This is a genomic window from Nocardia abscessus NBRC 100374, from assembly GCF_000308455.1.
Classification (GTDB): domain Bacteria; phylum Actinomycetota; class Actinomycetes; order Mycobacteriales; family Mycobacteriaceae; genus Nocardia; species Nocardia abscessus.
The window spans coordinates 39,673-64,696 of sequence record NZ_BAFP01000104.1 but is presented as its reverse complement, the minus strand read 5'-3'; the positions used below and the strand labels follow the sequence as shown (position 1 = coordinate 64,696).

General features: G+C 66.3%; 23 protein-coding genes. 12 read left to right on the top strand and 11 right to left on the bottom strand.

The features are described 5' to 3' along the window. Window positions 1-147 precede the first annotated feature (147 nt). On the bottom strand, window positions 148-1,254 hold the full coding sequence (locus ON19_RS21270; protein WP_043695612.1) for a PQQ-dependent sugar dehydrogenase: 1,107 nt from the start codon (window positions 1,252-1,254) through the stop codon (window positions 148-150). Between the two features lie 118 nt (window positions 1,255-1,372). On the opposite strand from ON19_RS21270, the gene ON19_RS21265 reads away from it, so the two are divergent. Then, the gene (locus ON19_RS21265; protein WP_043695609.1) at window positions 1,373-2,248 is read left to right on the top strand and encodes a DoxX family protein; all 876 of its coding nucleotides are present in this window, start codon (window positions 1,373-1,375) and stop codon (window positions 2,246-2,248) included. A gap of 154 nt (window positions 2,249-2,402) precedes the next feature. Here ON19_RS21265 and ilvD read toward each other — a convergent pair whose 3' ends face one another. Further along, on the bottom strand, window positions 2,403-4,277 hold the full coding sequence (ilvD, locus tag ON19_RS21260; RefSeq protein WP_043695606.1) for a dihydroxy-acid dehydratase: 1,875 nt from the start codon (window positions 4,275-4,277) through the stop codon (window positions 2,403-2,405). A gap of 420 nt (window positions 4,278-4,697) precedes the next feature. Next, the gene (locus ON19_RS21255) at window positions 4,698-5,195 is read right to left on the bottom strand and encodes a PH domain-containing protein (protein ID WP_218006458.1); all 498 of its coding nucleotides are present in this window, start codon (window positions 5,193-5,195) and stop codon (window positions 4,698-4,700) included. 425 nt (window positions 5,196-5,620) lie between these two features. On the opposite strand from ON19_RS21255, the gene ON19_RS21250 reads away from it, so the two are divergent. The 3 genes from ON19_RS21250 (at window position 5,621) to ilvC (ending at window position 9,284) form a co-directional block, all read left to right on the top strand. Next, the gene (locus ON19_RS21250) at window positions 5,621-7,555 is read left to right on the top strand and encodes an acetolactate synthase large subunit (RefSeq protein WP_043695601.1); all 1,935 of its coding nucleotides are present in this window, start codon (window positions 5,621-5,623) and stop codon (window positions 7,553-7,555) included. Further along, window positions 7,552-8,055 (top strand): acetolactate synthase small subunit, encoded by a 504-nt coding sequence (gene ilvN / locus ON19_RS21245; RefSeq protein WP_039799659.1) that lies wholly within the window; start codon window positions 7,552-7,554, stop codon window positions 8,053-8,055. The genes ON19_RS21250 and ilvN overlap by 4 nt, the downstream gene beginning before the upstream one ends. 227 nt (window positions 8,056-8,282) lie before the next feature. Further along, window positions 8,283-9,284: a ketol-acid reductoisomerase gene (gene ilvC, locus ON19_RS21240; RefSeq protein ID WP_174377715.1), complete on the top strand. Its 1,002-nt coding sequence runs from the start codon at window positions 8,283-8,285 to the stop codon at window positions 9,282-9,284. A 68-nt stretch (window positions 9,285-9,352) separates the two neighbouring features. Here ilvC and ON19_RS21235 read toward each other — a convergent pair whose 3' ends face one another. After that, a complete protein-coding gene (locus tag ON19_RS21235) occupies window positions 9,353-9,643 on the bottom strand; it encodes a hypothetical protein (protein ID WP_157229773.1) in 291 nt (96 codons plus the stop codon). Between the two features lie 446 nt (window positions 9,644-10,089). Between ON19_RS21235 and ON19_RS21230 the strand changes: the two genes are divergently transcribed. The 3 genes from ON19_RS21230 to ON19_RS21220 all read left to right on the top strand — a co-directional run bounded on the left by ON19_RS21230 (window position 10,090) and on the right by ON19_RS21220 (window position 13,541). Beyond that, window positions 10,090-11,064, top strand: a complete 975-nt coding sequence (locus ON19_RS21230) for an acyl-CoA thioesterase (protein ID WP_043695724.1) — start codon at window positions 10,090-10,092, stop codon at window positions 11,062-11,064. 31 nt (window positions 11,065-11,095) lie between these two features. After that, window positions 11,096-11,989, top strand: a complete 894-nt coding sequence (locus ON19_RS21225; RefSeq protein ID WP_043695594.1) for an AAA family ATPase — start codon at window positions 11,096-11,098, stop codon at window positions 11,987-11,989. Between the two features lie 130 nt (window positions 11,990-12,119). Then, complete coding sequence (locus ON19_RS21220; RefSeq protein WP_051169132.1) at window positions 12,120-13,541, top strand: vWA domain-containing protein; 1,422 nt, start codon at window positions 12,120-12,122, stop codon at window positions 13,539-13,541. Between the two features lie 622 nt (window positions 13,542-14,163). Here ON19_RS21220 and ON19_RS21210 read toward each other — a convergent pair. Continuing rightward, window positions 14,164-14,766 carry a GNAT family N-acetyltransferase gene (locus tag ON19_RS21210; RefSeq protein ID WP_043695585.1) on the bottom strand — a complete coding sequence of 201 codons (603 nt, stop codon included), beginning with the start codon at window positions 14,764-14,766 and terminating at the stop codon, window positions 14,164-14,166. A 243-nt stretch (window positions 14,767-15,009) separates the two neighbouring features. Between ON19_RS21210 and ON19_RS21205 the strand changes: the two genes are divergently transcribed. Continuing rightward, window positions 15,010-16,224: an McrB family protein gene (locus ON19_RS21205; protein WP_051169131.1), complete on the top strand. Its 1,215-nt coding sequence runs from the start codon at window positions 15,010-15,012 to the stop codon at window positions 16,222-16,224. Between the two features lie 4 nt (window positions 16,225-16,228). Next, a complete protein-coding gene (locus ON19_RS21200) occupies window positions 16,229-17,413 on the top strand; it encodes an McrC family protein (protein ID WP_043695582.1) in 1,185 nt (394 codons plus the stop codon). A gap of 12 nt (window positions 17,414-17,425) precedes the next feature. Here ON19_RS21200 and ON19_RS42045 read toward each other — a convergent pair whose 3' ends face one another. Genes ON19_RS42045 through ON19_RS21195 form a run of 3 tightly spaced genes read right to left on the bottom strand, consistent with a single transcriptional unit; the run spans window position 17,426 to window position 18,468 of the window. Continuing rightward, window positions 17,426-17,638 carry a hypothetical protein gene (locus tag ON19_RS42045; protein WP_157229772.1) on the bottom strand — a complete coding sequence of 71 codons (213 nt, stop codon included), beginning with the start codon at window positions 17,636-17,638 and terminating at the stop codon, window positions 17,426-17,428. Further along, entirely contained in the window at window positions 17,635-18,018 is a 384-nt protein-coding gene (locus tag ON19_RS40540; RefSeq protein ID WP_227954661.1) for a hypothetical protein, read from the bottom strand. The genes ON19_RS42045 and ON19_RS40540 overlap by 4 nt, the downstream gene beginning before the upstream one ends. Window positions 18,019-18,027: 9 nt before the next feature. Further along, a complete protein-coding gene (locus ON19_RS21195) occupies window positions 18,028-18,468 on the bottom strand; it encodes a hypothetical protein (RefSeq protein WP_043695578.1) in 441 nt (146 codons plus the stop codon). A gap of 159 nt (window positions 18,469-18,627) precedes the next feature. Between ON19_RS21195 and ON19_RS21190 the strand changes: the two genes are divergently transcribed. Together ON19_RS21190 and ON19_RS39075 are read left to right on the top strand one after the other, a co-directional pair. Beyond that, the gene (locus ON19_RS21190) at window positions 18,628-20,175 is read left to right on the top strand and encodes an NsdA family TPR-like regulatory protein (RefSeq protein ID WP_498043918.1); all 1,548 of its coding nucleotides are present in this window, start codon (window positions 18,628-18,630) and stop codon (window positions 20,173-20,175) included. Continuing rightward, window positions 20,172-20,717, top strand: coding sequence for a GNAT family N-acetyltransferase (locus ON19_RS39075; protein WP_051169130.1), 546 nt, complete (start codon window positions 20,172-20,174; stop codon window positions 20,715-20,717). The genes ON19_RS21190 and ON19_RS39075 overlap by 4 nt, the downstream gene beginning before the upstream one ends. Before the next feature lie 41 nt (window positions 20,718-20,758). Here ON19_RS39075 and ON19_RS21180 read toward each other — a convergent pair whose 3' ends face one another. Next, window positions 20,759-22,123, bottom strand: coding sequence for a cytochrome P450 (locus ON19_RS21180; protein WP_063709471.1), 1,365 nt, complete (start codon window positions 22,121-22,123; stop codon window positions 20,759-20,761). A 128-nt stretch (window positions 22,124-22,251) separates the two neighbouring features. Here ON19_RS21180 and ON19_RS21175 point away from each other — a divergent pair, with 128 nt between their 5' ends. Continuing rightward, complete coding sequence (locus tag ON19_RS21175; RefSeq protein WP_043695572.1) at window positions 22,252-22,719, top strand: NUDIX hydrolase; 468 nt, start codon at window positions 22,252-22,254, stop codon at window positions 22,717-22,719. A 37-nt stretch (window positions 22,720-22,756) separates the two neighbouring features. Here ON19_RS21175 and ON19_RS21170 read toward each other — a convergent pair whose 3' ends face one another. Next, a complete protein-coding gene (locus tag ON19_RS21170) occupies window positions 22,757-23,776 on the bottom strand; it encodes a Gfo/Idh/MocA family protein (RefSeq protein WP_043695715.1) in 1,020 nt (339 codons plus the stop codon). A 32-nt stretch (window positions 23,777-23,808) separates the two neighbouring features. After that, the gene (locus ON19_RS21165) at window positions 23,809-24,813 is read right to left on the bottom strand and encodes a LacI family DNA-binding transcriptional regulator (protein WP_043695569.1); all 1,005 of its coding nucleotides are present in this window, start codon (window positions 24,811-24,813) and stop codon (window positions 23,809-23,811) included. Window positions 24,814-25,024: the final 211 nt, after the last annotated feature.

The window sequence follows — 25,024 nt, the reverse complement described above, 5'->3', positions numbered from 1 at the left end:
GAGCGAAGCGAGACCGAGCATTGTCCCGTTCGTGGCCCGGTTCGCGTCCGAGCGGCCGCCGCGTCCGCGACGAAGTCGCCAGCGGCGGTCGCTCGGACGCGAACCATCATGGGGCCGCGAACACGCCGCGCCCGCGCGGCCGAAAACTCAGTCCGGTCCGCCGCCTCCGGCCTGCGGGGGCGGGATGCGGACGACGCGGTCGTCGAACGGACCCGGTTGGCCGTCGGTCTTGTTCACCGTGGTCACCCAGATGGTGCCGTCGGCGCCGACCGCCGCGCCGCCGAGCTGTCCGTACTTGTCCTGGGCCACCAGGGTCGGCGCCGCGGTGACCGCGTGGGTGTTCGGGTCGGCGCCGGCGATGGCGAGGGCCTTCGCGCGGGTGAGCGAGATCGCGACACCGTCGGTCGCGGCGGCGCAGCCCGCGACGCCGGGGCGGTCCGGCCAGGTCCACATGGTGGTGACCACGCCGTCGCCGCCGAGCCGCTGCAGCCGGTCCTCGGCGGCGGTGCGGTCGGTGATCCAGATGCTGTCCTTGCTGTCCCGGCACACGTCTCCGGCGGTGCCGATGCCCGAGACGGCGATTTCCGGTGGTGGCGTGCGGCCGGGCACGGGGGAGTTCACGCGCAGCAGTTTGCCCGCGAGCGAGCCCGCCGAGGCCGCCGCGCCGGGATTGCCGGCATCGCCGGTCAGCACCAGCATCTGGTCGGACGAGACGAAGTCGATCGCGCCGTGGTTGCCGGTGGCGCCCTTCGGGATTCCGGTGAGCACGTCTTTGGGGGAACCGCCTTCGGCGATGCGGACCACCCGGTTGTCGCTGGAGGTGGTGATGTACGCGTACATCAGGCCGTCTTCTCGGTAGGTCGGCGACAGCGCGATGTCGCTGAGGCCGCCGTCGCCGGAGCCGTCCACGTCCACCCGGGCGATCTCGACCGGCGGCTGCTCCGGGACCACCTTCAGGATGCGCCCGGTGCGGCGCTCGGCGACCAGCGCGCCGTCGGCGAGCGTGACCAGGCCGCCGGTGGTGTCCAGGCAGGTCGCCACCACCGCCGGGTCGGGATCGATGCACGGGCCGCTCGGCCGGGTGGTCGATGTGGGTGGCTGGCTCGGTTTCTTCGGGTCGATGTTCGCTCCGCGCAGGGTCGGTTCCGGGGTGAACGGACTGGACGCCGAATCGTCGAACCGGGCGCAGCCGACCAGCAGGACGGAGCCGAGCGCCAAGCTCGCCGCGACGCGGCCCACGACAACCAAACTCATAGCCCAGACGTTACGGAAATTCCGTCGCCCGCGCCCCCTCCGGGTGGGTGTTGCGCGCACACTGACACGCCGTCCAGTACTTGCCCGCCGTGCCGCGCCGCGGCATAGGGTATTGATCGTGACCGACAAGCCGAAAGAAACGGCCGAATCCAAGGCCGGGAACTCCGCTCCCTCCACGGCCGAGCAGTCGGCGGTGTCGTCCACCGGTCGAGGAGTGACCAGCCCGTACGACTCGCCGACCGAGCAATTCGCGCGAGTGGATCCGGCCCAGCGGCCCCATCTGTCCAAGGACGTGCCGCGCACCGAGGACGAACTCGGGCTCGACCCGGAGGTTCCGAGCACCGCCGAGAGCAAGGGCGCCGGAGGCAAGGCGCCCACATACGAGTACGCCAGCATCCCGCCCGCCCCCGGCCCGCCGAACGACACCGGCCGTCTGCGCCGCCGCAACGGCGAGACCCGCCGCGGCACGCTCGATCTGGGCTTGTTGCTGTTGCGCTTGGTCGTCGGCGGCACCTTCCTCTACCACGGCTTGCAGAAGCTCACCGGCTGGTTCCACGGGCCGGGCCTGGATGGCACCCGCGACATGATGGAGCGCGGCGGTTGGGACCACCCGACCGTGTCCGCCCTCCTGCTGACCGCGGGCGAGGTGGGCGGCGGCACGCTGCTGATCCTCGGGCTGGCCACCCCGCTGGCCGCGGGCGCGGTGCTCGCGGTGATCCTGGACGCTTGGGCCTGGAAGCAGGGCATGACCCCCGGGTTCCAATACAAGGCCGGGCCGGGCGCGGTGGAATTCGAGAGCGTCCTCGCCGGCGTCGCCGCCGTCATCATCCTGACCGGTCCCGGTCGGTTGTCCTTCGACCGCAACCGCGGCTGGGCCATCCGCCCCGCCTCCGGGTCCTTCGTCGTCCTTCTGCTCGCCGTGGCGGCCGCGGTCGGGACCTACTGGTACCTGCACGGCGGCAACCCGCTCACCGGCATCGGCCCCTTCGCCTGATTTCGCGTGAACCCGAGCAAGAGGAGATAGAGGGGCCTTCGCGTTCGAATACCCTCAGTGACGCCTGATTTCGCAGGTACATGGGTAACTCGCCGGGTGCGCCCGAAACCAGCAACGCACCCGACGCAGGACCTGAGACCAGATCCTCCGGCACCTAACTGGTACGGCCTGAAGACCCGGAGTGGCGGGGGAGCACGTAGCGGACCGCGCCCTTGTCCGCCGAGGTGGCCATGGCGGCGTAGGCGCGCAGGGCCGTCGTCACCGGACGATCACGGTTGACCGGCTGCCAGGGCCGCTCGGAGGCTTCCATCTTCGAGCGACGCTCGGCGAGGACGGCGTCGTCGACGAGGACCTCCAGCGTACGGGTGGCCACATCGATGCGGATCTGGTCGCCGTTCTCCACCAGGCCGATGACGCCGCCGCTGGCCGCCTCGGGGGAGATGTGCCCGATCGACAGCCCCGAGGTGCCGCCGGAGAATCGGCCGTCGGTGATCAGCGCGCACTCTTTGCCGAGGCCCGAGCCCTTCAGGAAGGCGGTCGGGTGCAGCATCTCCTGCATGCCGGGGCCGCCCGCGGGGCCTTCGTAGCGGACCACGATCACGTCGCCGGGCTTGATCTTCTTGCCGAGGATGACCGACACGGCCTCCTCCTGCGACTCCACCACCACTGCGGGGCCCTGGAAGGAGAACAGCTCCTCGTCGATGCCCGCGGTCTTGAGCACCGCGCCGTCGGGCGCGATGTTGCCGCGCAGCACGACCAGGCCGCCTTCCTTCGTGTAGGCGTGCTCGAGGTCGCGGATGCAGCCGCCCGCGGCGTCGGTGTCCAGCGACGACCACCGGTTGTCGGTGGAGAACGGCTCGGTGGTGCGCACCCCGCCCGGCGCGGCGTGGAAGAGCTCGATGGCTTCCTGGGATGCCTTGCCGGAGCGGATGTCCCAGGTGTCCAGCCACTCGTCGAAGCTCGCGGTGTGCACGGTGGTGACGTCGGTCTCCAGCAGCCCGGCGCGGCGCAGCTCGCCGAGGATGGCGGGGATGCCGCCGGCGCGGTGCACGTCCTCCATGTGGTAGTCGGAGTTGGGCGACACCTTCGCCAGGGTGGGCACCCGGCGGCTGGTCTCCGCGATGGTGTGCAGATCGAAGTCGATCTCACCTTCCTGCGCGGCGGCCAGCGTGTGCAGCACGGTGTTGGTCGAACCGCCCATCGCGACGTCCAGGGCCATCGCGTTGCGGAAGGCCTTGGCGTCGGCGACGTTGCGCGGCAGCACCGACGCGTCGTCCTCGCGGTACCAGCGATTGGCGATGTCCACCACCACCGTGCCCGCCCGCTCGAACAGCGCCCGGCGCGCGGCGTGCGTGGCGAGGGTGGAGCCGTTGCCGGGCAGCGCGAGACCCAGCGCCTCGGTGAGGCAGTTCATCGAGTTGGCGGTGAACATGCCCGAACAGGAGCCGCAGGTCGGGCACGCGGACCGTTCGACCTCGGACAGGCCTTCCTCCGACACCGCCTGATTCGCGCTCGCGGAGATCGCGGTGATCAGATCGGTGGGCGCCTGCGCGACGCCGCCGACGACGACGGCCTTGCCCGCCTCCATCGGTCCGCCGGAGACGAACACCGCCGGAATGTTCAGCCGCATGGCCGCATTGAGCATGCCCGGGGTGATCTTGTCGCAGTTGGAGATGCACACCAGCGCGTCCGCGGTGTGCGCGTTCACCATGTACTCGACGGAGTCGGCGATGATCTCGCGCGAAGGCAGCGAGTAGAGCATGCCGCCGTGGCCCATGGCGATGCCGTCGTCGACGGCGATGGTGTGGAATTCGCGCGGCACGCCACCGGCGGCGCGCACCGCGTCGGCCACGATGTCGCCGACGTTCTTCAGGTGCACGTGCCCGGGCACGAACTGGGTGTAGGAGTTCGCGATGGCGACGATCGGCTTGCCGAAGTCGGTGTCGGTCATGCCGGTGGCGCGCCAGAGTGCGCGTGCGCCTGCGGCATTGCGGCCGATGGTCGTGGTTCGTGAACGAAGCGGTGGCATTTCGATGGTCCTCGGGTCGCGGGGGCTGACGTGCGACGGCGCAGAGCCTGCTCGGCGGACCATCACGTTACTCCCGCGGATGGGCGCGCCCCCCGCCGGTCGTGGCGGGTCGTGCGAGGCGTCGATCGGTGTCAGCCGGGTTCGGATTGTCGCCCGTGCGTGGTGTCGCCGGGCCGACGGTGTCGCCGGAGGTGCCGGACCGTCGAGGGTGGGGATGCGGAGAAGGGTCACTGCTCCGGCAAATCATCCCATCACCCGACCGCAACAGCTTACGCGGAGGGAATGTTCCGCCTCGGTGCGATCGCTGAGTCCAGCGGGGCGTCCACGCGGCCCAGGCGCGGTGGCGGGTTCGTTATCGCCGGTCAGGTCCCACGATGGGCCACGCCGAGAACGTGGAGCCGCATATGGGGTGACCGTCCGCTACGGCGTGTCTTCGCCGGTGGCGTCCTCGGCCGACTTCGCGATCCCGTTGGTTCGCGAGCTGCCGTCGCCGCTCGAGCCCGTCTCGGGCTCGGTCGAGACCGCCGGTTCGGATTCGTCCGCCGGGGACGCGTCCGGCCGCGCGAACGGGTCCGGGATCCGTCCGCCGGACGCGGCCGCCAGGTCGCGCAGCCGGTCGTAGCTCACCGCGGGCAGCTTCGCCTCGGTGCCGTCGGTGAGGTCGGCGCGCACGTAGCCGCGTTTGGGGATCCGCACGCCCTTCACTTGCGCCCAGTCGAGGTGGCGCGAACCGAACAGCGTCCGCAGATCCAGTCCGGCCGCCGAGACGGTGGTCTGCGTGCGCAACACCCACACCAGCACCACGGCCGGGATGAGCAGCAGCCACCACAGCCCGGCGGGCCAGCCGACGAACGGGAAGAACACGCACATCAGCAGGATGAAGACGCCCAGGAAGGCCAGCCGTGGGATGCGGATCACACGGGCGTCGGAGGCGCTACCCGTATCCGTTGTCGCCGCGGGCGTATGGGACGATTCAGAAGGTGGCACGGACTGATGCGGTGATGACACACCACCATCCTCGCATCCTGGTGAAGGGCACAAGCATCCGCACTGTCCCACATAATGGGACACAAGGGGTCATCTGTTTGACTCTTCGGTTCACACCCGCTTAACGTCGTGCGCGTGAATCGAAACGAGTTGCTCGTAATCGGCCGGCGCGTCCAGCGTTGAGCCTGACACACTGAGTCGAATACGTCAGCTCGCGTTGCGACGCGCCACCCTCGATCAGCCCTGTGCTGTCGGGGGCTTTTTTATGTTCGGACTAATGTCCAACATGGCGAAGCGCAAGACACCGCTGGCACAAATTCCGGGGTCAGAACCACAACCAGTAAGGAACGAAGACGGTGAGCGCACCTACCGCACGGCCCGGGCCTTCGGCCCGTAGGCCAGCTCCTTCGGCGAACCAGCAGGCCACGCCCGCTGCCAACGCGACGTCCGCGGCCAACCGCCGCCCGGTCCCGCCCGAGCGGGTCACCGGCGCGCAGTCGGTCGTCCGGTCGCTCGAGGAGCTCGGCGTCGACACCGTATTCGGCATTCCGGGTGGTGCGATCCTTCCGGTGTACGACCCGCTGTTCGATTCCACCAAGGTGCGCCACGTCCTGGTCCGGCACGAGCAGGGTGCGGGTCACGCGGCCACCGGTTACGCCCAGGCGACCGGCAAGGTCGGTGTGTGTATGGCCACATCCGGCCCCGGCGCGACCAACCTGGTCACCCCGATCGCCGACGCGCAGATGGACTCGGTTCCGATCGTGGCCATCACCGGCCAGGTCGGCCGCAGCCTGATCGGCACCGACGCGTTCCAGGAAGCCGACATCTCCGGCATCACCATGCCGATCACCAAGCACAACTTCCTGATCACCGACGGGATCGACATCCCGCGCATCATCGCGGAGGCGTTCTACCTCGCCGCGTCCGGCCGCCCCGGCGCCGTGCTCGTCGACATCCCCAAGGACGTGCTGCAGGCGCAGACCACCTTCAGCTGGCCGCCGGAGATGCGGCTGCCCGGCTACCGCCCGGTCACCAAGCCGCACGGCAAGCAGGTGCGCGAGGCCGCGCGGATGATCACGGAAGCCAAGGCTCCCGTGCTCTACGTCGGCGGCGGCGTGATCAAGGCCGACGCCTCGGCCGAGCTGCTGCAACTGGCCGAGCTGACCGGCATCCCCGTGGTCACCACGCTGATGGCGCGCGGCGCGTTCCCCGACAGCCATCGCCTCAACATGGGCATGCCCGGCATGCACGGCACCGTCGGCGCGGTCGCCGCGCTGCAGCGGTCGGACCTGCTGATCACCCTCGGCGCGCGTTTCGACGACCGCGTCACCGGTCAGCTGGACTCCTTCGCCCCCGGCGCCAAGGTCATCCACGCCGACATCGACCCGGCCGAGATCGGCAAGAACCGGCACGCCGACGTCCCGATCGTGGGCGATTGCCGCGAGGTGATCGTCGAGCTCATCGAGACGCTGAAGGCCGATCCTGCCGCGGGCAATTCGCTGCCGCTGCCGTTGACCGACTGGTGGACCTACCTCGACGGCGTGCGCGACGCCTACCCGCTGGGCTGGACCCCGCCCGCGGACGGCTCGCTGTCGCCGGAGTTCGTCATCGAGGCGCTCGGCAGGCTGGCCGGACCCGACGCGATCTACTGCGCGGGCGTCGGTCAGCACCAGATGTGGGCCGCGCAGTTCATCAAGTACGAGAAGCCGCGCACCTGGCTGAACTCCGGTGGCCTCGGCACCATGGGCTACGCCGTCCCGGCGGCCATGGGCGCCAAGATGGGCGCGCCGGACAAAGAGGTGTGGGCGGTCGACGGTGACGGCTGCTTCCAGATGACCAACCAGGAGCTGGCCACCTGCGCCGTCGAGGGCGTCCCGATCAAGGTCGCGCTGATCAACAACGGCAACCTCGGCATGGTGCGCCAGTGGCAGACGCTGTTCTACCAGGAGCGCTACTCCAACACCGACCTCGGCACGCACTCCCTGCGCATCCCCGACTTCGTCAAGCTCGCCGAAGCCCTCGGCTGCCACGGCATCCGGGTGGAGCGCGAGGAGGACGTGGAGGCCGCCATCCGCGAGGCACAGTCCATCAACGACCGTCCCGTGGTGATCGACTTCATCGTCGGCAAGGACGCCCAGGTGTGGCCGATGGTCGCCGCGGGCACCAGCAACGACGAGATCATGGCCGCTCGCGGCATCCGCCCGCTGTTCGACGAGGACGAGCAGGCCGCCGAGCCCGCGGTCATCCACGCGGCGATGTCGCACGAACAGAACAGGGTGAACAACGGATGAGTACCACGCATACCCTCAGCGTTCTCGTCGAGGACAAACCGGGCGTGCTGGCACGGGTCGCGGCGCTGTTCTCCCGCCGCGGCTTCAATATCGAATCGCTGGCGGTCGGCGGCACCGAGCTCCCCGAGATCTCGCGCATGACCATCGTCGTCACCGTCGAGGACCTGCCGCTGGAGCAGGTCACCAAGCAGCTCAACAAGCTGGTGAACGTCATCAAGATCGTGGAGCAGGACTCCGACAGCTCGGTGGCCCGCGAACTGATTCTGGTGAAGGTGCGCGCCGACGCCAGTGTGCGGACCCAGGTGATCGAGGCGGTCGGACTGTTCCGCGCGAAGGTCATCGACGTGTCGCCGGACGCGCTCACCGTCGAGGCGACCGGAACCCGGTCCAAGCTCGACGCGCTGCTGCGGATGCTCGAACCGTATGGCATCCGGGAGATCGTGCAGTCCGGTGTCGTCGCGGTGGGCCGTGGACCGAAGTCCATCACCGCCACTCGGTGAGGTAGCGAGCGGCACACCGATGGGGCCGACCGTCCGACGGCGGCCACACGCTAGTCTTTCTGCGATCGACGGTTGGCGTGCCGCCTCCCCGCGTACGCGGGAATGATCCCCTCCCGCTACCGCGGAGGTGATCCGATCCAGAACAACGTAAATCCGCACCGGCGCAAGCACGGTGTGCCCCGCCTCGCGCGGGGATGATCCCGGAAGGAACCACAGTGGCAGTCGAGATGTTCTACGACGACGATGCCGACCTGTCGATCATCCAGGGCCGCAAGGTCGCTGTCATCGGCTACGGCAGCCAGGGTCACGCGCACTCGCTGAGCCTGCGCGACTCGGGCGTCGAGGTCCGGGTTGGCCTCGCCGAGGGTTCGAAGTCGCGTCCGAAGGCCGAGGAGGCGGGCCTGACCGTCGGCACGCCGGCCGAGGTCTCGGCGTGGGCGGACCTCATCATGGTGCTCGCGCCCGACACCGCGCAGGCGTCGATCTTCACCAATGACATCGAGCCGAACCTGAAGGACGGCGACGCGCTGTTCTTCGGCCACGGCCTCAACATCCACTTCGGCCTGATCAAGCCGCCCGCCAACGTCACCATCGGCATGGTGGCCCCGAAGGGCCCGGGTCACCTGGTGCGTCGTCAGTTCGTCGACGGCAAGGGCGTTCCGGCGCTGATCGCGATCGACCAGGACCCGAAGGGCGAGGGCCAGGCGCTGGCGCTGTCCTACGCCAAGGGCATCGGCGGCACCCGCGCGGGCGTCATCAAGACCACCTTCAAGGAAGAGACCGAGACCGACCTGTTCGGTGAGCAGGCCGTGCTGTGCGGTGGCACCGAGGAACTGGTCAAGACCGGTTTCGAGGTCATGGTCGAGGCCGGTTACGCACCGGAGATGGCCTACTTCGAGGTGCTGCACGAGCTGAAGCTGATCGTCGACCTGATGTACGAGGGCGGCATCGCGCGGATGAACTACTCGGTGTCCGACACCGCCGAGTTCGGCGGCTACCTGTCGGGCCCGCGGGTGATCGACGCCGACACCAAGAAGCGGATGCAGGACATCCTCAAGGACATCCAGGACGGCAGCTTCGTCAAGCGTCTGGTCGCCAACGTCGAGGGTGGCAACAAGGAGCTCGAGGCGCTGCGCAAGCAGAACGCCGAGCACCCGATCGAGGTCACCGGCGCCAAGCTGCGCGGCCTGATGAGCTGGGTGGATCGTCCGATCACCGAGACCGCCTGATCTCTCGGCTGATTCACGCGGGTGGCCCGCTCCGGATCTCGGAGCGGGCCACCCGCGTCTTCGGAGACTTAACTGCTGCCGAACATGCCAGGTGCCTGGCCTTGCCCGTAGCCCTGTCCGTAGGGGCCGCCGAACTGGTTGTAGCCCCAACCGAACAGCGGGTTGTTGTTGCAACTCCAGTTCTGGAACGGACCGAAGGCGCACCGGTCGTAATACGGGTCGTACCGGGCCTGAGTGACCCCGGGTGTGCTCGGGGTAGCCGAGGCGGGCATCGCCAACGCGGTCAACGGGATTGCGGCGATCGCACCGGCGACGGCCACGCGGGCCAAGGTGCGGCGTGCGCTGATTGTGGAGAACAACGTAAATCCTTTCACTCTGCGGCGGGCATTCCGTCCGCCATCCCCCATTTGCGGGCCTGTCCGCGGCCTACCCCCGCAGACAGATCTGGATCTACGGTCGCTGCTTCGCGGTCGCGCTTACCGACGGGGCAGCGACTGCACCCCTTCACTCTTGCGCACTCGCCGCCAAAGGTCACGGGTGTTGTCTCCCCTGCGGGCAAAATCAAACCGGGGTATTAGGGGCTACCCCCTATACGGGTTGCTCACCGATCGCGGAACCGGCTCTCCGGTCGCTGTCTCGTTACTCGCTCGTATCGACGCCGGGGCCTAAGGTTCTCCGGGACAACGGGGTCAGGTAGCCGAAGATTCTCTGCCCGAACGGATTGTGAACCTTGACCGAATCGACAGACATCGACCCTCGCGCGACAGTCTCGAATCCGGCCGCGGCCGGTCGGCGGCCCGAGGCGATTCACCGATTTCTCGTCCAGCCCGCCGACGCGGGCATCCTGGGATCGGTCGACGGCGGCAAACTACTCGAATGGATCGACAAAGTCGCTTACGCGGCGGCGGCCCAGTGGAGCGGTCGTTACTGCGTCACCGCCTACGTCGGGAACATTCATCTCGACCGCCCGATCGCGGTCGGTGAACTGGTCGAATTACACGCGAATCTTGTCCATACCGGGCGCACCAGCATGCACATTCTGGTCACGGTCTATTCGACCGATCCCACCCGGGTGAAGCCGGTGCAGTCGGCGCAATGCCTGACGGTCTTCGTCGCGGTGGACGACGACCGGCGCACCGTCGAAGTCCCGCAATGGAATCCGACCTCGCTGCTGGAATTGCAGCGGCACCGGCAGGCGCGTGCCCGGATCTCCGTGCGCAAGCACATCGAGGAGGCGATGGCCGCGCAGCGATACACCTCCGCGGGCACCGCGCCCAGCGCCACGCTGCGCTTTCTCGCAGCGCCTTCGGACATCAACTGGGGCGGCAAAGTTCACGGTGGCCGGACGATGCGGTGGATCGACGAAGCGGCGTACGTGTGCGGTGCCGACTGGGCCGGGCAGCGCGTCCTCACCTCCTACTTCGGTGGGATCCGCTTCTACCGGCCGATCGTGATCGGTCATGTCGTCGAGGTCACCGCGCGCTTGATCCACACCGGCCCGCGCAGCATGCACGTGAGCGTGCACGTGACCTCCACCGACGCGCACTCCGACGAACCGGCGCTGGCGGCGCACGGTCTCGCCGTGGTGGTCGCGGTGGACGACGACGGAAAAGCGCGACCCGTGCGGCAGTGGGAGCCGGTCGCCGAGGAGGATCGCGCGCTCGACGCGCACGCCAGGCACCTGGTGGAACTGCGCGCGCTGGTCGAACCGTTCACCATGGCGAGCGCCGTGCCGTCCGACGCCGAACCGAGCCATTTCCGGGCACCGGGGCCGAGCTGAGGCCGAACCTGCCCGGCTAGACTAGTTACCGATGAGTAAGTTCTTCGCGTCGGTGGACGAGGTGACCGGGCGCCTCACCGAAGCCGGGTACCTCCCGTCCCTCGACATCGCCACCGCCGTGTTCCTCGCGGGCCACCTCGGCAAGCCCCTGCTGATCGAGGGTCCGGCGGGCGTCGGCAAGACCGAGCTGGCCAAGGCCGTCGCCATCGCGACCACCTCCGACCTGGTGCGCCTGCAGTGCTACGAGGGCATCGACGAGGCACGCGCGCTCTACGAGTGGAACCACGCCAAGCAGCTGCTCCGCATCACCGCGACGGACAACGAAGGCTGGGACAGCACGCGCGACCACGTCTTCACCGAAGAGTTTTTATTGGCGCGCCCGTTGCTGGCCGCCATCCGCAATCCGCGTTCCACGGTGCTGCTCATCGACGAACTCGACAAGGCCGATGTCGAGCTGGAAGGGCTGCTGCTCGAGGTGCTCGGCGACTACCAGGTGAGCATCCCGGAACTCGGCACCGTCACCGCGGTGCGCAAGCCGTTCGTCATCGTGACCTCCAACGCCCACCGCGAGCTGTCCGAAGCGCTCAAGCGCCGCTGCCTCTACCTGCACATCGATTACCCGACGGCGGAACTGGAGCGGGCGATCGTCCGGATGAAGGTTCCGGAGCTGGACGAGGCGCTGGGGGAGCCGGTGGTCCGGGTGGTCGGCGCACTGCGGCAGCTTTCGTTGCGTAAGGCTCCGTCGATCTCCGAGACCGTTGATTGGGCGAAGACGCTGGTCGCCCTCGGTACGCGCAACCTGAGTGGAAGCGTCGTTCGCTCGACGCTCGGCGTGCTCTTGAAGTACCAGTCCGACCATCGCTTGGCGATCGAGCGGCTCGGACTGCTCGACTCGGACGGTGAGCAGGGGAGCGTGGCGCGATGAAGGTTGTGCTCGATCATGCGGTCAGTGCCGCGCCGGTCGGCGCGACACTTCGTGCACCAGGGATTGCCTTCACCGCATGGAAGCCCGGCCTGCGTCCTGCGGTCGCACCCATGCCAGGTCGCGGCAGAGCATGAGTACGGCGGAAGGACGTGGAAGCCGGACGCAGTCCTACCCCGACTCGGTGACCGATCGGCTGGTGGAGTTCGTCGGGCTGCTGCGCGATCACGGCATCAACGCGGGGCCGAGCGAAACCATCGACGCCGCCGAGGCGATGATCGCCCTCGGGCTCGCCGACCGCAACCGCCTGCGCTCCGGCATGGCCGCCTGCCTGCTGCGCCGCAATGGTCAACGCGCCGTGTTCGATCAACTCTTCGACCTCTACTTCCTGACCGCGCAGCAGCCACAGCCCGCCGACCCGTCGACACCCGAATCCATCGAAGCGTTGCGAGATCGCCTCATCACCGCACTGGCGCAGGACGATTCGGAGGCGGTCGCCGAACTGGCCCGCCAGGCGCTGACCGAACTCGGCGGCTACGGCAGCGTGGGAACCGGCCAGACCTCCGCCCCGGTCACCACCGCGTCCGGCGCCGGCTGGTCCTCCTACCTGACGATGAAAGCCCTACGCCCGGAAGAACTCATCGATCGCATCGTCGCGGGCATGAACGGCACCTCCCGGCTCGACACCACCGTCCACACCATCGAAGCGAACCGCCGCCTCGCCGCATTCCGCACCGCCGTCCAAACCGAAGCCCGGCTGCGCTCGGCGCAACTGCGCGGCACCGAATACATCGCGCGCCGCGGTGTCGAATCCAGCACCGACCAGATCGATTTCCTGGGCGCCCGCGAACAGGACCTCGCCGAAATGCGCCGCTTGGTCCACCCTTTGGCCCGCAAACTCGCCACCCGCCTCGCCGTCCGCCGCCGCAAAGCCGTCCGCGGTCAAATCGATCTACGCCGCACCCTGCGCCGCTCGATGTCCACCGGCGGCGTCCCCATCGACCCGGTCCTGCGCGCCCGCAAACACGGCCGCCCCGACCTCGTCGTCCTCGCCGACATCTCCGGCTCGGTCACCGGCTTCGCCGAATTCACCCTCCACCTCATCCAGGCCCTGCAAGACCAGTTCAGCAAGGTCCGCAGCTTCGGCTTCGTCGACACCTGCGACGAGATCACCGATTTCTTCACCCCCGGCGAACCGCCCACTCCAGGCACAGCCGCCCGCATCCTCCGCTCCACCAAGGTCGCCCGCTTCGGCAGCTCCAACTACGGGGAGGCGTTCCAAGGGTTTCTCGACAACTATGCCGATGCCCTCGGGCCGCGCACGTCCGTGCTCATCCTCGGTGACGGGCGGACGAACCGCACGGACCCGAATCTCGCTGCGGTGCAGACCATTGTCGACCGAGCCAAACATGCCTACTGGCTGAACCCGGAGCCGTCGCGGTCCTGGTCGACGGGGGATTCCGCAGCCCACGTGTACGCGGAGTGCGTGACGATGCACGAGTGCCGGAACGTCAAGCAGCTGACCGAAGTCGTCGCGCGATTGCTGCCTACGTAGAGCCGCAAGACTCCGCGCGACGATTCGCATCGAAACTCCTCTGGCCGGTCTTCGCCGCCACCCGCGACCCATGCGGACAGACGGCTCACGCCTCGTCAGAGATCAGTCGGTTGCGTCCCTCCAAGATTCGAGACGGTGTGTCGCTTTGGGATGCGGGTTTCTGAAGTCACCTCCGCGCATCCCATCTCCCTGTGGGCTCCGAATCAGCCAGGCGACTCCGGTCCAGCGCCCCTCAATATCCAAGAAGGCGTGCTCTTCGGCCCCACCGGCGCAGATCCCGTCGATGAGACTCGCCGCGTGCGACAGCTGCCCGGGATTGCCGATGGTGTAGTCGGCGAGGCCGTCGATGCACCACCCGGTCCTGATCCGGGCTGCTTCATCGTCGAAACGAGTGATGAGGATGCTGCGCGCGGATTGATCACGCGGCCGTGGTGTGCGAGACGACACGATCACTTGACCGTCCGACAGGTGCGTCGATGCACCGTATCGGAATGCGATATCGCAGATCTCGGGAACGAAGTCCTCCCACGTTCGATCGTTGCTCATAACCTCCACCTACAGCGAAGTAAAGCTTCTCGATAACAACGGCGCCGCCGCTCGCAACTCGGTGACACGTGCTTGGCTAGCGCGAACCGTCCTGCTGAAGATCGCGCATCAGAACATCGAACTGCGGGGCATCTGGCCAGCTCGGTCGCAGAGTGCCGACGCGGTACCACCCCCACCGGCGATAGTTGCCATAGGCCCGGTGATTGTCTGGGCGGACCAGCAGTGTCGCGCGCTGCTCAGGCCGACCCTTGAGCAGTTCGTCGTGCAGGACACTGGCGATACCTCGCCCCGTGAACTGCTTGCGCACCATGATCTCGCTGAATGCAAATGTGCGGGAACCATTCTCGACGGTGAAGGCTGCACGGTCGCCTTCATCGAGCCGCAGTCCGCCCCACCACGCGGTCTCGGCGGTGAGCGGCCAACCCCATGCCTGGCCGCAGAGCTCGCCGTCGAGACGAGCGATCACCAACTCGAAACCGCCAGCGCGGGCGGGGTCGGTGTAGGCGTCGAACCGGGGCAGGAACGCCTCGGGCGACTCGAACTCTTCGCCGGATTCGATCGCATCGACGTAGGAGTCGCGGAAGATGCGTTCGACTTCGTCGCGGAGTTCGCGCGCCTGTGCAGCGGTGCAGTGCTGAAAGTCGATGTCCTCTATCGGCACGGACTGCTCCGGACTCATGCCATAACCCCCATTATTGCCGGTTCGCCGAGGTCATCACACGCCTGCTGCCCGCGTGGGCACGGCTACCGGTATTCGAGATCTAGCCGCGGCGAAAGTGTCGGTACACGACGCTATTCTGGTCGCCATGGCCCCGGGGAGGACAGGGTGTGAACAGTCTCGCGCCGTCAGTTCGATCGAGCAACGCCTCCTGAACTCCGCGCCGCGCCCGGACAACCCGGGTTCGGTGTGGCGTGACGCCCCGTGCCGTACGACATCGACCACTTTGTATCGTCGCTTGGACGGGAGCCCCGACTGATGGCGCGTATCCGCGAGATCGTACCGAGCCAACAAGAGATTCGGCCTCACAAGCTCGAGAACTCTGTCACGTGCCAGTACAAGGTGATCAAGGACTTCGACGACAAACCTCTCGTTCACCTGTCCACGTTCGGCTCCGACCAGCGAGAGTCTCATCCCAAGAGCAGCCAGTCGCTGCAACTCACTCTCGAGAACGCCGCCGAGTTGATGAACGTCTTCGCTGAGGCCTTCGGTCTCACCTGGCGGCCCCAACGCAACCGAGACGAACAGTCCAAGGTAGAGCCGACTTTCAAGGATGCGACCGATGAGCTGGCCGCACAGCTGTTCGTGCCGAAGGCTTGGCTTCAGGAGTGCATCGACCTCCTTCGCGATCGGCCGCAGTTGATCTTCTACGGACCACCGGGAACAGGCAAGACCTACCTGGCCAAGGCATTGGCTGAGCACCTCTCCGGCCAGGAGAATGTCAAGATCGTCCAGTTCCATCCCGCCTACTCCTACGAAGACTTCTTCGAAGGGTTCCGACCTGTTCAGTCGACAGACGGTCGCCTCGCGTACCACCTTCAGCAAGGGCCGCTACGACTGTTGGCAGACGAGGCACGTAAAAATCCTGACGTGGTGTTCACGCTCATCATCGATGAGATCAATCGTGGCAACCTTGCAAAAATCTTCGGCGAACTGTACTACCTGTTGGAATATCGAGACGAGAGTATCGACCTGCTGTACTCGGACGGCAAGGAGAGCTTCGCGCTGCCGAAGAATATCGCCATCATCGGTACTATGAATACTGCGGACAGGTCGATCGCACTTGTCGACTCGGCGATGCGGAGGCGGTTCGCATTCATGTCACTTCACCCTTCTGATGAGCCGACCAGAAGCATCCTGCGAAACTGGCTCGAGGCGAACGGACACAACACGACGATCGCCGACATTGTGGACATACTCAATGCGACCATTGAAGACGAGGATTTCAAGATCGGTCCTTCGTACTTCATGCGTCCGGCTGCTATCACTCGGCACGGCATGGATCTCACGTGGCGGACATCCATTATCCCGCTTCTTCAGGAATACCACTTCGGTGATGCGAATATAGATGTCGAGCAGCGCTACTCGCTCGAGTCCATAGCGGAACGCGCAGAGGCCGGAATCGACGGCGGCGTGTAGTGGGATGGGGGCCAAACCGCCGATTGAACTGATCGAACACGGAACCTGGAAGATCGTCGACCTCGCACCCGGGGAGTTCGACGCCTTGACGGAGACGAAATTCGTCAGCGTGAAGTCTTCCGCGCCGGGCAAATGTCGGATCACACCCGGCGGCAAAGTAGGTTCGGTCAAAGTCGGTAATGTGCAGATCGACGTCCGACCGAAGATCACCGAATTGAGGCGGCTGCTCTTTTTCATAGGTTACTGCTCTAATCCGAAGATTTGGCGTGAGGAGGTGGTTCATCTCGACAAAGCCGATGGACTCTTTCCTGCGGTTTCTGAATCTTTCGTGCGCTTGGCCGCGCGGGCGATGGAGGGCGGCCTGCTCCAGGGCTACCGCACTAAGACGGAATCGCTCCAACTGGTCCGAGGTCGCATCGACTTCAACGAGCAGATCACTCGGCGGCACGGCTTGCCGCTGCCGGTCGCGGTCGAGTACGACGACTTCACTACCGATATTGCCGAAAATCGAATTGTCCTTGCGGCGGCGACGGCTTTGAGCACTCTGCCGCAGGTCAGTGCGGACGCTCGGCACAAGCTCAGTCGTATTCGACATCAGATGGATGATGTGGCCCTCCCGCAGCGAAACGTCGCTCGACCCGTGTGGCGGCCTACTAGGCTGAATGTCAGGTATCACGATGTCCTGAGACTGTCTGAAGTCATCCTCGACAACTGCTCCTTCGACCAGCGCAGCGGGAGCTTGGCCGTCACCGGGTTCATGTTCGACATGTGGAAGATCTACGAGGATTTCGTCACGAGTGCGTTGAGCATGGCTATGCGTCGACATGGCGGACGTGCGGTCACCCAGGGGCGAATCTGGATGGATTTGGCGAAGACGATACTCATGAAGCCGGACTTGATCTGGTACGACGCGAGTGATTGCCCGGTCGCGGTGGTCGACGCGAAGTACAAAGCCGAGCGGCCGAAAGGCTTTCCCGAAGCCGATATCTACCAGATGCTTGCGTACTGCTCGACGCTCGGCCTCGAGGAAGGTCACTTGATCTATGCGAAGGGCAACGGGCCGGTGAAGACGCACAAACTCGTTCGCTCCGGCATCACAATCCACTGTCGTGCTCTCGATCTCGGGGCTCCGCCGACCGAACTCCTGCAAGAGATCGACACCATTGCCCGCGCGATCCTGCACCGATAGTCTTCTCATCGCTCAACGACTGGCTGGTACCAGCGCACTCAACGCCTGCGAGCCGAGCTGAAGCATCTCTGCCAGGGTTGAGCGGTCGATCGTGAGTTCGAATTCATTGCCGGAGGTGCCGAATACGAATGTCACGGATTCGCTGTCCTCGCCTATGACTGTTCTGACAGGGCAGCCTTCACTTGTGCTGACCCAACTGCCAATCGTCAGTTGATCCCATGTCATCGTTCATCCTCTTCGGTCGTCACTATTGTTGAGACATCATCGAGCCACTGCGATTCGCTGCGATCCTCGACGTACCTTCCGCCTGGAGGGTCGGCGTACGCGGCTAGCATGGCTTGCCTTGCTGCCGGAGAAGCAGCCGAGAGGTTTCGGTCTCGGCTGTGCTTCCAATCTGCCCAGCACCACCCAGCGCCTGCATCGAGCGTGAATTCGGTGATGGCCGTTTCCACACCGTCGATGAATATGCGGACATCGATGGGTCCGTCGGGATGCCGCAGGACGACCGCTTCGACCTGTCGATCGGTATCCAAGCTGTCGCGCCTTGAACTCCCCTGCTGATTCGAGTCGATGAGTAGGTAGTCGTCGCGGTCGGGGGTGTGCATGTTCCGGCTCTACCTATCGCGTCGGGGCGGACGGGTCCCGGCACACGCGCGGACGGATTCGATGACGGCCAGCCCTGAGGGCCGGTAGCTGTCACGGGGTGGCTGCACCCATACCCGAAATCCGTGTCGGTCCAGCGGCGATGGGAGTGCGATCTGCGCGCCGAGGCGGGCGATGGAGGCGTTGAGGCGGAACAGTTCTCCGAACAGGGCCACGTCGTCGTTGGGAACGTCCGGCACGACGAGGAACGTCCATCGCTTCGACCGGGGATGCGAGACGATCGGGCCGGGCGGAAGGCCGCGCCCCTGCATATGGCATTTGACGGCCGCGCCGAGTTCGGCGGGGACGGTGACTCCGCCGACGCTGCCTGAGGGGATGAAGAGTTGGCGGAGTTGCGGTTGAACCCGCGCGGGCAGGCCGCAGACCTCCCGATAGAACCGGCACCTCGACATCAGGGTGTCTGCGGCTACGCCGTGTACGAGTGGCTCTTCGTGCGCTGTGCCATTTGCCGCAAATCTGCGAACCGGTCGCATTCCACTGCCTTCCTTCTCCAGTCGCTCGTTGACGGGCACCCCCGCCGGACAGCCTGACGAGGTCTCGGTGTCAGTCCGGTGTTGAGTGCTGTGCCTAGATTCCGTCACGGCGGGGCGTTGCGGAAGGCTCGTTCGGGGGAGGAAAAGGGGAGGAACGCGGGAGGTGGATTCAGTTCGGACTTGGACGCCCGGCGTGGATGCGATGATTTGGTGCGGGTTACCGAACGAGGGGGACGGGGCTTGTCTGAACCGAATCATCAGCTCAGCGGGGCTAGGAAGCGAATCACGTCCGAGTTGACCGGGCACCCGTTGTCACGGGCGGAACTCGCCGACGCGGTGAACAGGTGGGTGTATCGTCAGAATGGCCGGGTAATTCAGTTGTCCGCCAACTACATCGGCAAGTTGGAGCGCGGTGTATTTCGTTGGCCCAACACCGATTACCGTGCGGGGTTGCGGGCTGTTCTCGGCGCGGCAACGGATGCCGAACTCGGTTTCAATCCGGTCGAGCGCTCGACCGGTGTCGTTAGGATGGGGGCAGACGAGAATGATTCGCCGAAGTTCCTGCCGACGGTAGGGAAAGAGGTTGACGACGTGCTCCGCCGAGACTTCCTGTTCAACGCTCCCGCCGCCGGTGTCGGCGTGGCGCTCGGGTTGGAGTCGGTTCGGCACGGACTCAATCTGGCGGTGTCGGAGGGGGCTTCGGTAGATCTCGAGGACTGGAACGAAATCGTGCGGGAGTACGGAGCAACAGCCGTAACTCACACCGCCACCGAGTTGCACAAGGCGCTACTGGTCGACGTTATGAGTCTCGAGGTTGCGTTGGCAAGGTCTTCGGACCCCTCGTACCGCCGGGAGCTGTACCGAATCGGCGCGCTGCTGAGTCAGTATTTGGCACAGGCAGTCGGCGACCTCGGACAGCGACGTGAAGCCATGCGGTGGTGGCGCACTGCGAACTACGCCGCTGACTGCTCAGGTGATCTGCACGCGATGATGTACGTGCGGGGGCGCAGAGCTATCCGGGCCATCTATGACGGTCAGGCCCCGGAAATCATCATCGGCGAGATCAGTAAGTCCGACGACTTGGTCGCAGAAGGCCCGCTCTACGGGCGGCCAAGCCTGCTTGCGGCCCGTGCGCAGTCGTTCGCCCTGCTCGGCCGTGCTGAGCAAGCGGAGGCATCGTTGGTTGCGCTGCGCGAGACTTTTGCGGCATTGCCGTCCGCGATGACCAAAGATCACAGCTGGCACTGCTGGGCATATGCAGAGGAGCGAGTCAGGTTCGCCGAAAGCTTCGTGTACTCCCATCTCGGCGATACCGTCCGGGCAGAAGCGGCGCAGTCGGCGGCGCTCGACCTGTATCCACCCAACAGTCGGCGCGGGCCAGTCCAGATCGAGCTTCAGCGTGCTCTTTGCTTGGTCGCCGCCGGTGACCCAACTGAGGGGACCGCTCACGCGACGGCCACCTTGGAAAGATTGCCGACCGAACACCGGACACGGTTCGTCATGGGCTTGGGCGAACAAGTCCTCGCAGCCGTGCCTAGGAAGCAGCGACGCACCAGGAATGCCCTTGGACTCCACCAACTACTGCGGGACGACCCCTTCCATAAAGGGAAGGCCCTTCAATCATGACCTCGCGCACGCTCGAACTGGCCCGCTACGACGCTGCCGGGGCACTCGAGCTCGCAGACGAACTGAAGGCCGTGTATCTCGCTTCGCACCGCGAGCAGCAAGACAACCCGTGGTACAGCCCAGCGCGATTCTGGGAACGCCTCGAGGAGATGTACGCCCCGATCGCAGGATTCGAACTGGTTGCAGGCCGGATTGATGGCCGGATGATCGGCTACGCCTTCGGAACACCTTACGGCCGATCACAAGCGGTGTGGAAGAAAGCAGTTCGGTTCTATCCAGAATGTGCTCCTGAAGCTCGGGACACACCGGTCTACATCTTCCGTGAGTTTGCCGTGCACCCCAACTACCAAGGGCAAGGCTTCGCGCAAACAATCCACGACACCTTGCTGTCGCAGCGCCCGGAATCGTTGGCCTACCTGCTCGTGCGGGTCGGCAACCCGGCCCGCGCCGCATACGAGGCATGGGGTTGGCGCGTGATCGGCCAAGACCAGCCATTCCCCGACTCACCGGTGATGGATGAGATGGCCCGGCTGTTGAACTGAGTGCGGCAGGCATCAGTGAGGCTGATTCGTTCCGCTGACGTTCAGGCCGACGGCGTGGTCAGCGCTGTGGTACGCAGCCGCACCGTCACCGGAAGATGGTTCACCTCCAGCGTGGCCCGCGCAACCTCGTGCACAGCAGCTCCCGGCACCAACTCCAGCCGCGCCCGCGCAACCACCGTAGCCAAAATGGTGACCGCTTCGTACCACGCGAACGGTTCGCCGATGCAGTTTCGGTTGCCGAGGCCGAAGGGCTGATAGAACCCGGACCGGGTCACGGTCTTGCGGTATTCCGGCGTCCACCGGTCCGGGTCGAACCGTGCTGGATCGTCGAAGTACTTCGGGTTGTTGTGCAGTGTGTACGGCGAGTAGAAGAGCGTGGTGCCCGCTGGGAGTGGGACTCCGCCGAGGTCGAGTTCCTCGATCGTCTCGCGTGTGCCGAGCCAGGTGGGAGCGTATCGGCGCAGCGTCTCTGCCATCACTCGCTCGGTGTACTGGAGTCTCTGGATGTTGTCAGCGGTGACCGGGCCGCCGCGCAACACCTCGGCGACTTCCTCTTCGACCCGCTCTCGCACGTCCGCGCGCCGCGCCAGCTCGTAGAAGGCGAAAGCCATGGTGTTGGCGGTGGTGGCGAACCCTGCGGCATAGAGCGTCATCACCTCGTCGTGGAGCTCGCGATCGGTGAGTGAGGTGCCGTCGTCGAATCGCGCGGTGAGCAGCATCGACACCAAGTCGCCGTAATCGGTTCCACCCGTCCGGTATTCGGCGATGATGTGGTCGATCGCATCGGAGAGCCTGCGCACCGCGGCATCGAAGGTGCGGTTGCGTAGCGGGATGTGAGCCAGCCACGGCATCATGGTGCGTTTCGGTAGCTCGTCGACGATCACCGGGAACGAGCGCAGCGACTCCGCGACCACCGCTTCGCCGAGTTCGCTGGCGAACAAAGCCTTTGCGACGATCCGCATGGCCAGCACCCGCAACCGGTCATCGAGTTCCAATCGCGCGCCGTCGCTCCAGCTGTCGACCATGGCGTCGGCTTCCTGCTGCATGATCCGCACATAGCCGGCGATCTTCTCGTGGTGAAAGGCCGGTGCCATCAGGCGGCGATGCCGCAGGTGCTTCGGCTCGGCCGACACGGACAAACCATCGCCCAGCAGCGCCCGCATGGCCTCGAAGAACGCCCCCTTCTCGACGCTGTGCGCCTCCTTGCCGCGCAGCAACGAAACGATCAGCTCCGGCGCGGTCACCAGGTAGGCGTCTTTGCTGCCCAAACGGATGCGCGCCAACGGCTCCGGCGTCCGGTGCAGCTCGGCGAAGAACTCCAATGGCCTGCTTCGTAGCGCTAGGCCGTGACCGACGATCGGCCATGCTCGCTGGACAGGGCGGCCGACAGCCGTATGTGTACTCATGGAGGCCCCTCGGGAGAGTTCCTGTGCCAATGTTCGCTTACCTGTTCGTGTTTGTCGCGGCCGTCGACAGTGAGTCGCAGGATGTCGAGCGGAGGACGTTGGGATAGTCTCCTGCGGGAGGTTTGGGGATGAGTTTCAGGCTGGCGGCATACGCCGTCTGCATCGAGGACGCACGGGTGCTGCTCGTCCGTTACGTACCACCGAGGGGCGAGACCAACTGGACTCTTCCGGGCGGTGGGGTCGAGCACGCGGAGGACCCGTTCGACGCGGTGACCCGAGAGCTCGCTGAAGAAACCGGCTGCCACGGGGTGGTCGAACGTCTACTCGGCGTGGACTCGAGGGTAATTCCCGCGGCAGTCGCGCATGCCGGAGCCGAGCACCAGAATGTCGGCATTTTCTACCGGGTCCGTGTCACCGGCGGGCAACTGCGGCATGAGCCCAATGGTGAGACCGCCGAGCCGATCTGGACCCCGATTCCCGATGTCGCCTGGCTGCGCCGGTCATCACTGGTCGACATCGGTCTGGCGCTGGCTCGGACTGTTCCGGCAACCGGCCATGTCTCTCCCGTCCCGGTCGGCGGCTTGATCCAGCACTGAGGCGCCCAACCGCTACTCGGGTCTTCCCGGCGACCTCTCAGCGCCGCACTTCGGCTATCTCGACAGCCCGGCCTTCCCGCCGGGACAGATCGCAGGCTTCGGCAACGTAGAACGCCTCCAATGCGTCCGCCGGAGTGCAGGGATTCTCGAGTTGACCGGTTGCGACTTCGATGAACGCCGCCAGTTCGTCGGCATAGGCTGGGCGGAACCGCTCCATGAAACCCCCATAGGGAGGATAGGGGGAGGGGCTGCGATCGGGTTCGACGGAATTTAGCGGCGCGCGGTCGTCCAATCCGACGATGGCGTTCCCCTCGGAGCCCAACGCCTCGAGCCGGACGTCGTATCCCACCCCGTTGTAGCGGGTCAGCGACACGGTCGCGAGGGTTCCGTCGTCCAGGCGCAACAGCACGGCGGCGGTGTCCACGTCGCCCGCTTCGGCGAAGAATGACGCACCCCGGTTCGCTCCGAGGGCGAACACCTCGGTGATCTCGCGCCCCGTCACCCAGCGGATGATGTCGAAATCGTGCACTCCGCAGTCGCGGAAGATGCCGCCGGAGCGGGAAATGTATTCGGCGGGTGGTGGGGCCGGGTCGAGGGTGGTGGCGCGCAAGGTGTGCAGCCAGCCGAGGCTGCCGGAACGGATGGCTTCGCGGGCGGCGCGGTAGCCGGCGTCGAAGCGGCGTTGGAAGCCGATCTGGACGGGGACGGAGGAATCGCGGAGGTGGTCGATGACGGCGAGGGTGCCGGTGATGTCGGCGGCCACGGGCTTCTCGCAGAAGACGGGGATGCCCGCGTCGACGGCGCGGATGATGAGTTCGGGGTGGGAGTCGGTGGCGGTGGCGATGATCAGGCCGTCGAGGTCGGCGGCGTAGAGGGCGTCGAGATCGGGGGCGAATTCGACGCCGAGGTCGGTGGCGGTGGCGCGGGCGCGGTCGGGGACGGCGTCGGCGACCAGGACGGTGGCCACGGTGGGGAGTTTCCTCAGAGTGTCGGCGTGCGAGGTCCCGATGCGGCCGGTTCCGGCGAGGCCCAGCGTGACGGCTCGGTGGGAGGACATCGGCTCTCCTTCATGTGGAATCGCGACGGGCATCAGGGATGTAGGGCGGCTGTGGTGGAGCGGATGACGAGCGAAGGTTCCACCCGGCGGCGGACCGGGGCGGTGCGCCCGTCGCGGAGTCGTTCGGTGAGCGCCTCGATCGCGAGACGGCCCATCCGGGTGCGGGGCTGGTCGATGGTGGTCAGCGCGACGTGGCGCAGGGCGGCCAGCGAGGTGTTGTCGTAGCCGACCACCGAGACGTCCTCCGGCACCCGCAATCCCGCTTCCTCCAGCGCGGACATCGCCCCGACGGCGTTGAAGTCGTTGCCGCACACCAGCGCGGTGGGAAAGTTGTCGCGGGAGAACAGGTTCAGCAATCGGCGCACCGCGGCCATGCCCGCGGAGTCGGTGTGCTCGCTGGCCACGACCATCGGTTCCAGGCCGTGGCGCTGCATGGCGGCGCGGTAGCCCTTGCGGCGCGGCGCCGCGGTGAAAGCGCCCCCGCCGTCGAGGTGGACGATGCGCCGGTGCCCGAGCGAGATCAGGTGATCGACGGCGAGGGCGGCGCCCGCCTCGCCGTCGTCGTTGACCGTATCGATCCCCGCGACGGTGGAGGTGCGCGACACCAGCACCAGCGGAGCCTGCTGCGACGCTTCGCGAATGGCGGCGGCGGGCAGGATCGGGGACAGCAGGATCACGCCCCCGGGCCGGAAGGAGAGCAGGCTCTCCAAGGCGGTGCGTTCGCGGCCGGCGCTGCGCCTGCCGGTGTTGAGGATCAGTTCGAGGCCGGACTCCTGCGCGGCGGCGTCCATGCCTTCGACCACGTCGGCGAAGAAGGCGTTGCGCAGGTCGGAGACCAGGACGCCGACGATGTTGGAGGTCCGGCTGGCCAGCGAGCGGGCCATGATGTGCGGTTGGTAGCCGAGGTCTTTGGCCGCGTCCAGCACGGCGCGGCGGCGGTGCTCGCTGACCTTCGGGGAGTTGCGCATGACCAGCGAGACGAGCGCGCGCGAGACGCCCGCGCGAGCGGCGACGTCTTCCATGGTCGGTCGGGCCATGTCGCCTCCGTCCCTGCGTCCGCCACCTCTGCCGGGACGGACGATACGCGGTGCCCGGAAGAGGAGCAATAGAGCGCTCCAATCGAACTCGACGCCCGCGAAGGCGACCGCGAATCGCCCGGAAAAGTGGTAATAAACGCTGGTAGAACCACTTTGACGGGCGCGCGGGAAGCTCTTGACACACTATGACCTGCGTTACATAGTTGGAGCG

Bases quoted from the DNA above. Each gene is read 5' to 3' on its own strand.
- ON19_RS21270 (WP_043695612.1), bottom strand. From the start codon at position 1,254: ATGAGTTTGGTTGTCGTGGGCCGCGTCGCGGCGAGCTTGGCGCTCGGC.
- ilvD (WP_043695606.1), bottom strand. From the start codon at position 4,277: ATGCCACCGCTTCGTTCACGAACCACGACCATCGGCCGCAATGCCGCA.
- ilvN (WP_039799659.1), top strand. From the start codon at position 7,552: ATGAGTACCACGCATACCCTCAGCGTTCTCGTCGAGGACAAACCGGGC.
- ilvC (WP_174377715.1), top strand. From the start codon at position 8,283: ATGTTCTACGACGACGATGCCGACCTGTCGATCATCCAGGGCCGCAAG.
- ON19_RS21225 (WP_043695594.1), top strand. From the start codon at position 11,096: ATGAGTAAGTTCTTCGCGTCGGTGGACGAGGTGACCGGGCGCCTCACC.
- ON19_RS21220 (WP_051169132.1), top strand. From the start codon at position 12,120: ATGAGTACGGCGGAAGGACGTGGAAGCCGGACGCAGTCCTACCCCGAC.
- ON19_RS21210 (WP_043695585.1), bottom strand. From the start codon at position 14,766: ATGAGTCCGGAGCAGTCCGTGCCGATAGAGGACATCGACTTTCAGCAC.
- ON19_RS21200 (WP_043695582.1), top strand. From the start codon at position 16,229: ATGGGGGCCAAACCGCCGATTGAACTGATCGAACACGGAACCTGGAAG.
- ON19_RS42045 (WP_157229772.1), bottom strand. From the start codon at position 17,638: ATGACATGGGATCAACTGACGATTGGCAGTTGGGTCAGCACAAGTGAA.
- ON19_RS40540 (WP_227954661.1), bottom strand. From the start codon at position 18,018: ATGCACACCCCCGACCGCGACGACTACCTACTCATCGACTCGAATCAG.
- ON19_RS21195 (WP_043695578.1), bottom strand. From the start codon at position 18,468: ATGTCGAGGTGCCGGTTCTATCGGGAGGTCTGCGGCCTGCCCGCGCGG.
- ON19_RS39075 (WP_051169130.1), top strand. From the start codon at position 20,172: ATGACCTCGCGCACGCTCGAACTGGCCCGCTACGACGCTGCCGGGGCA.
- ON19_RS21180 (WP_063709471.1), bottom strand. From the start codon at position 22,123: ATGAGTACACATACGGCTGTCGGCCGCCCTGTCCAGCGAGCATGGCCG.
- ON19_RS21175 (WP_043695572.1), top strand. From the start codon at position 22,252: ATGAGTTTCAGGCTGGCGGCATACGCCGTCTGCATCGAGGACGCACGG.
- ON19_RS21170 (WP_043695715.1), bottom strand. From the start codon at position 23,776: ATGTCCTCCCACCGAGCCGTCACGCTGGGCCTCGCCGGAACCGGCCGC.
- ON19_RS21165 (WP_043695569.1), bottom strand. From the start codon at position 24,813: ATGGCCCGACCGACCATGGAAGACGTCGCCGCTCGCGCGGGCGTCTCG.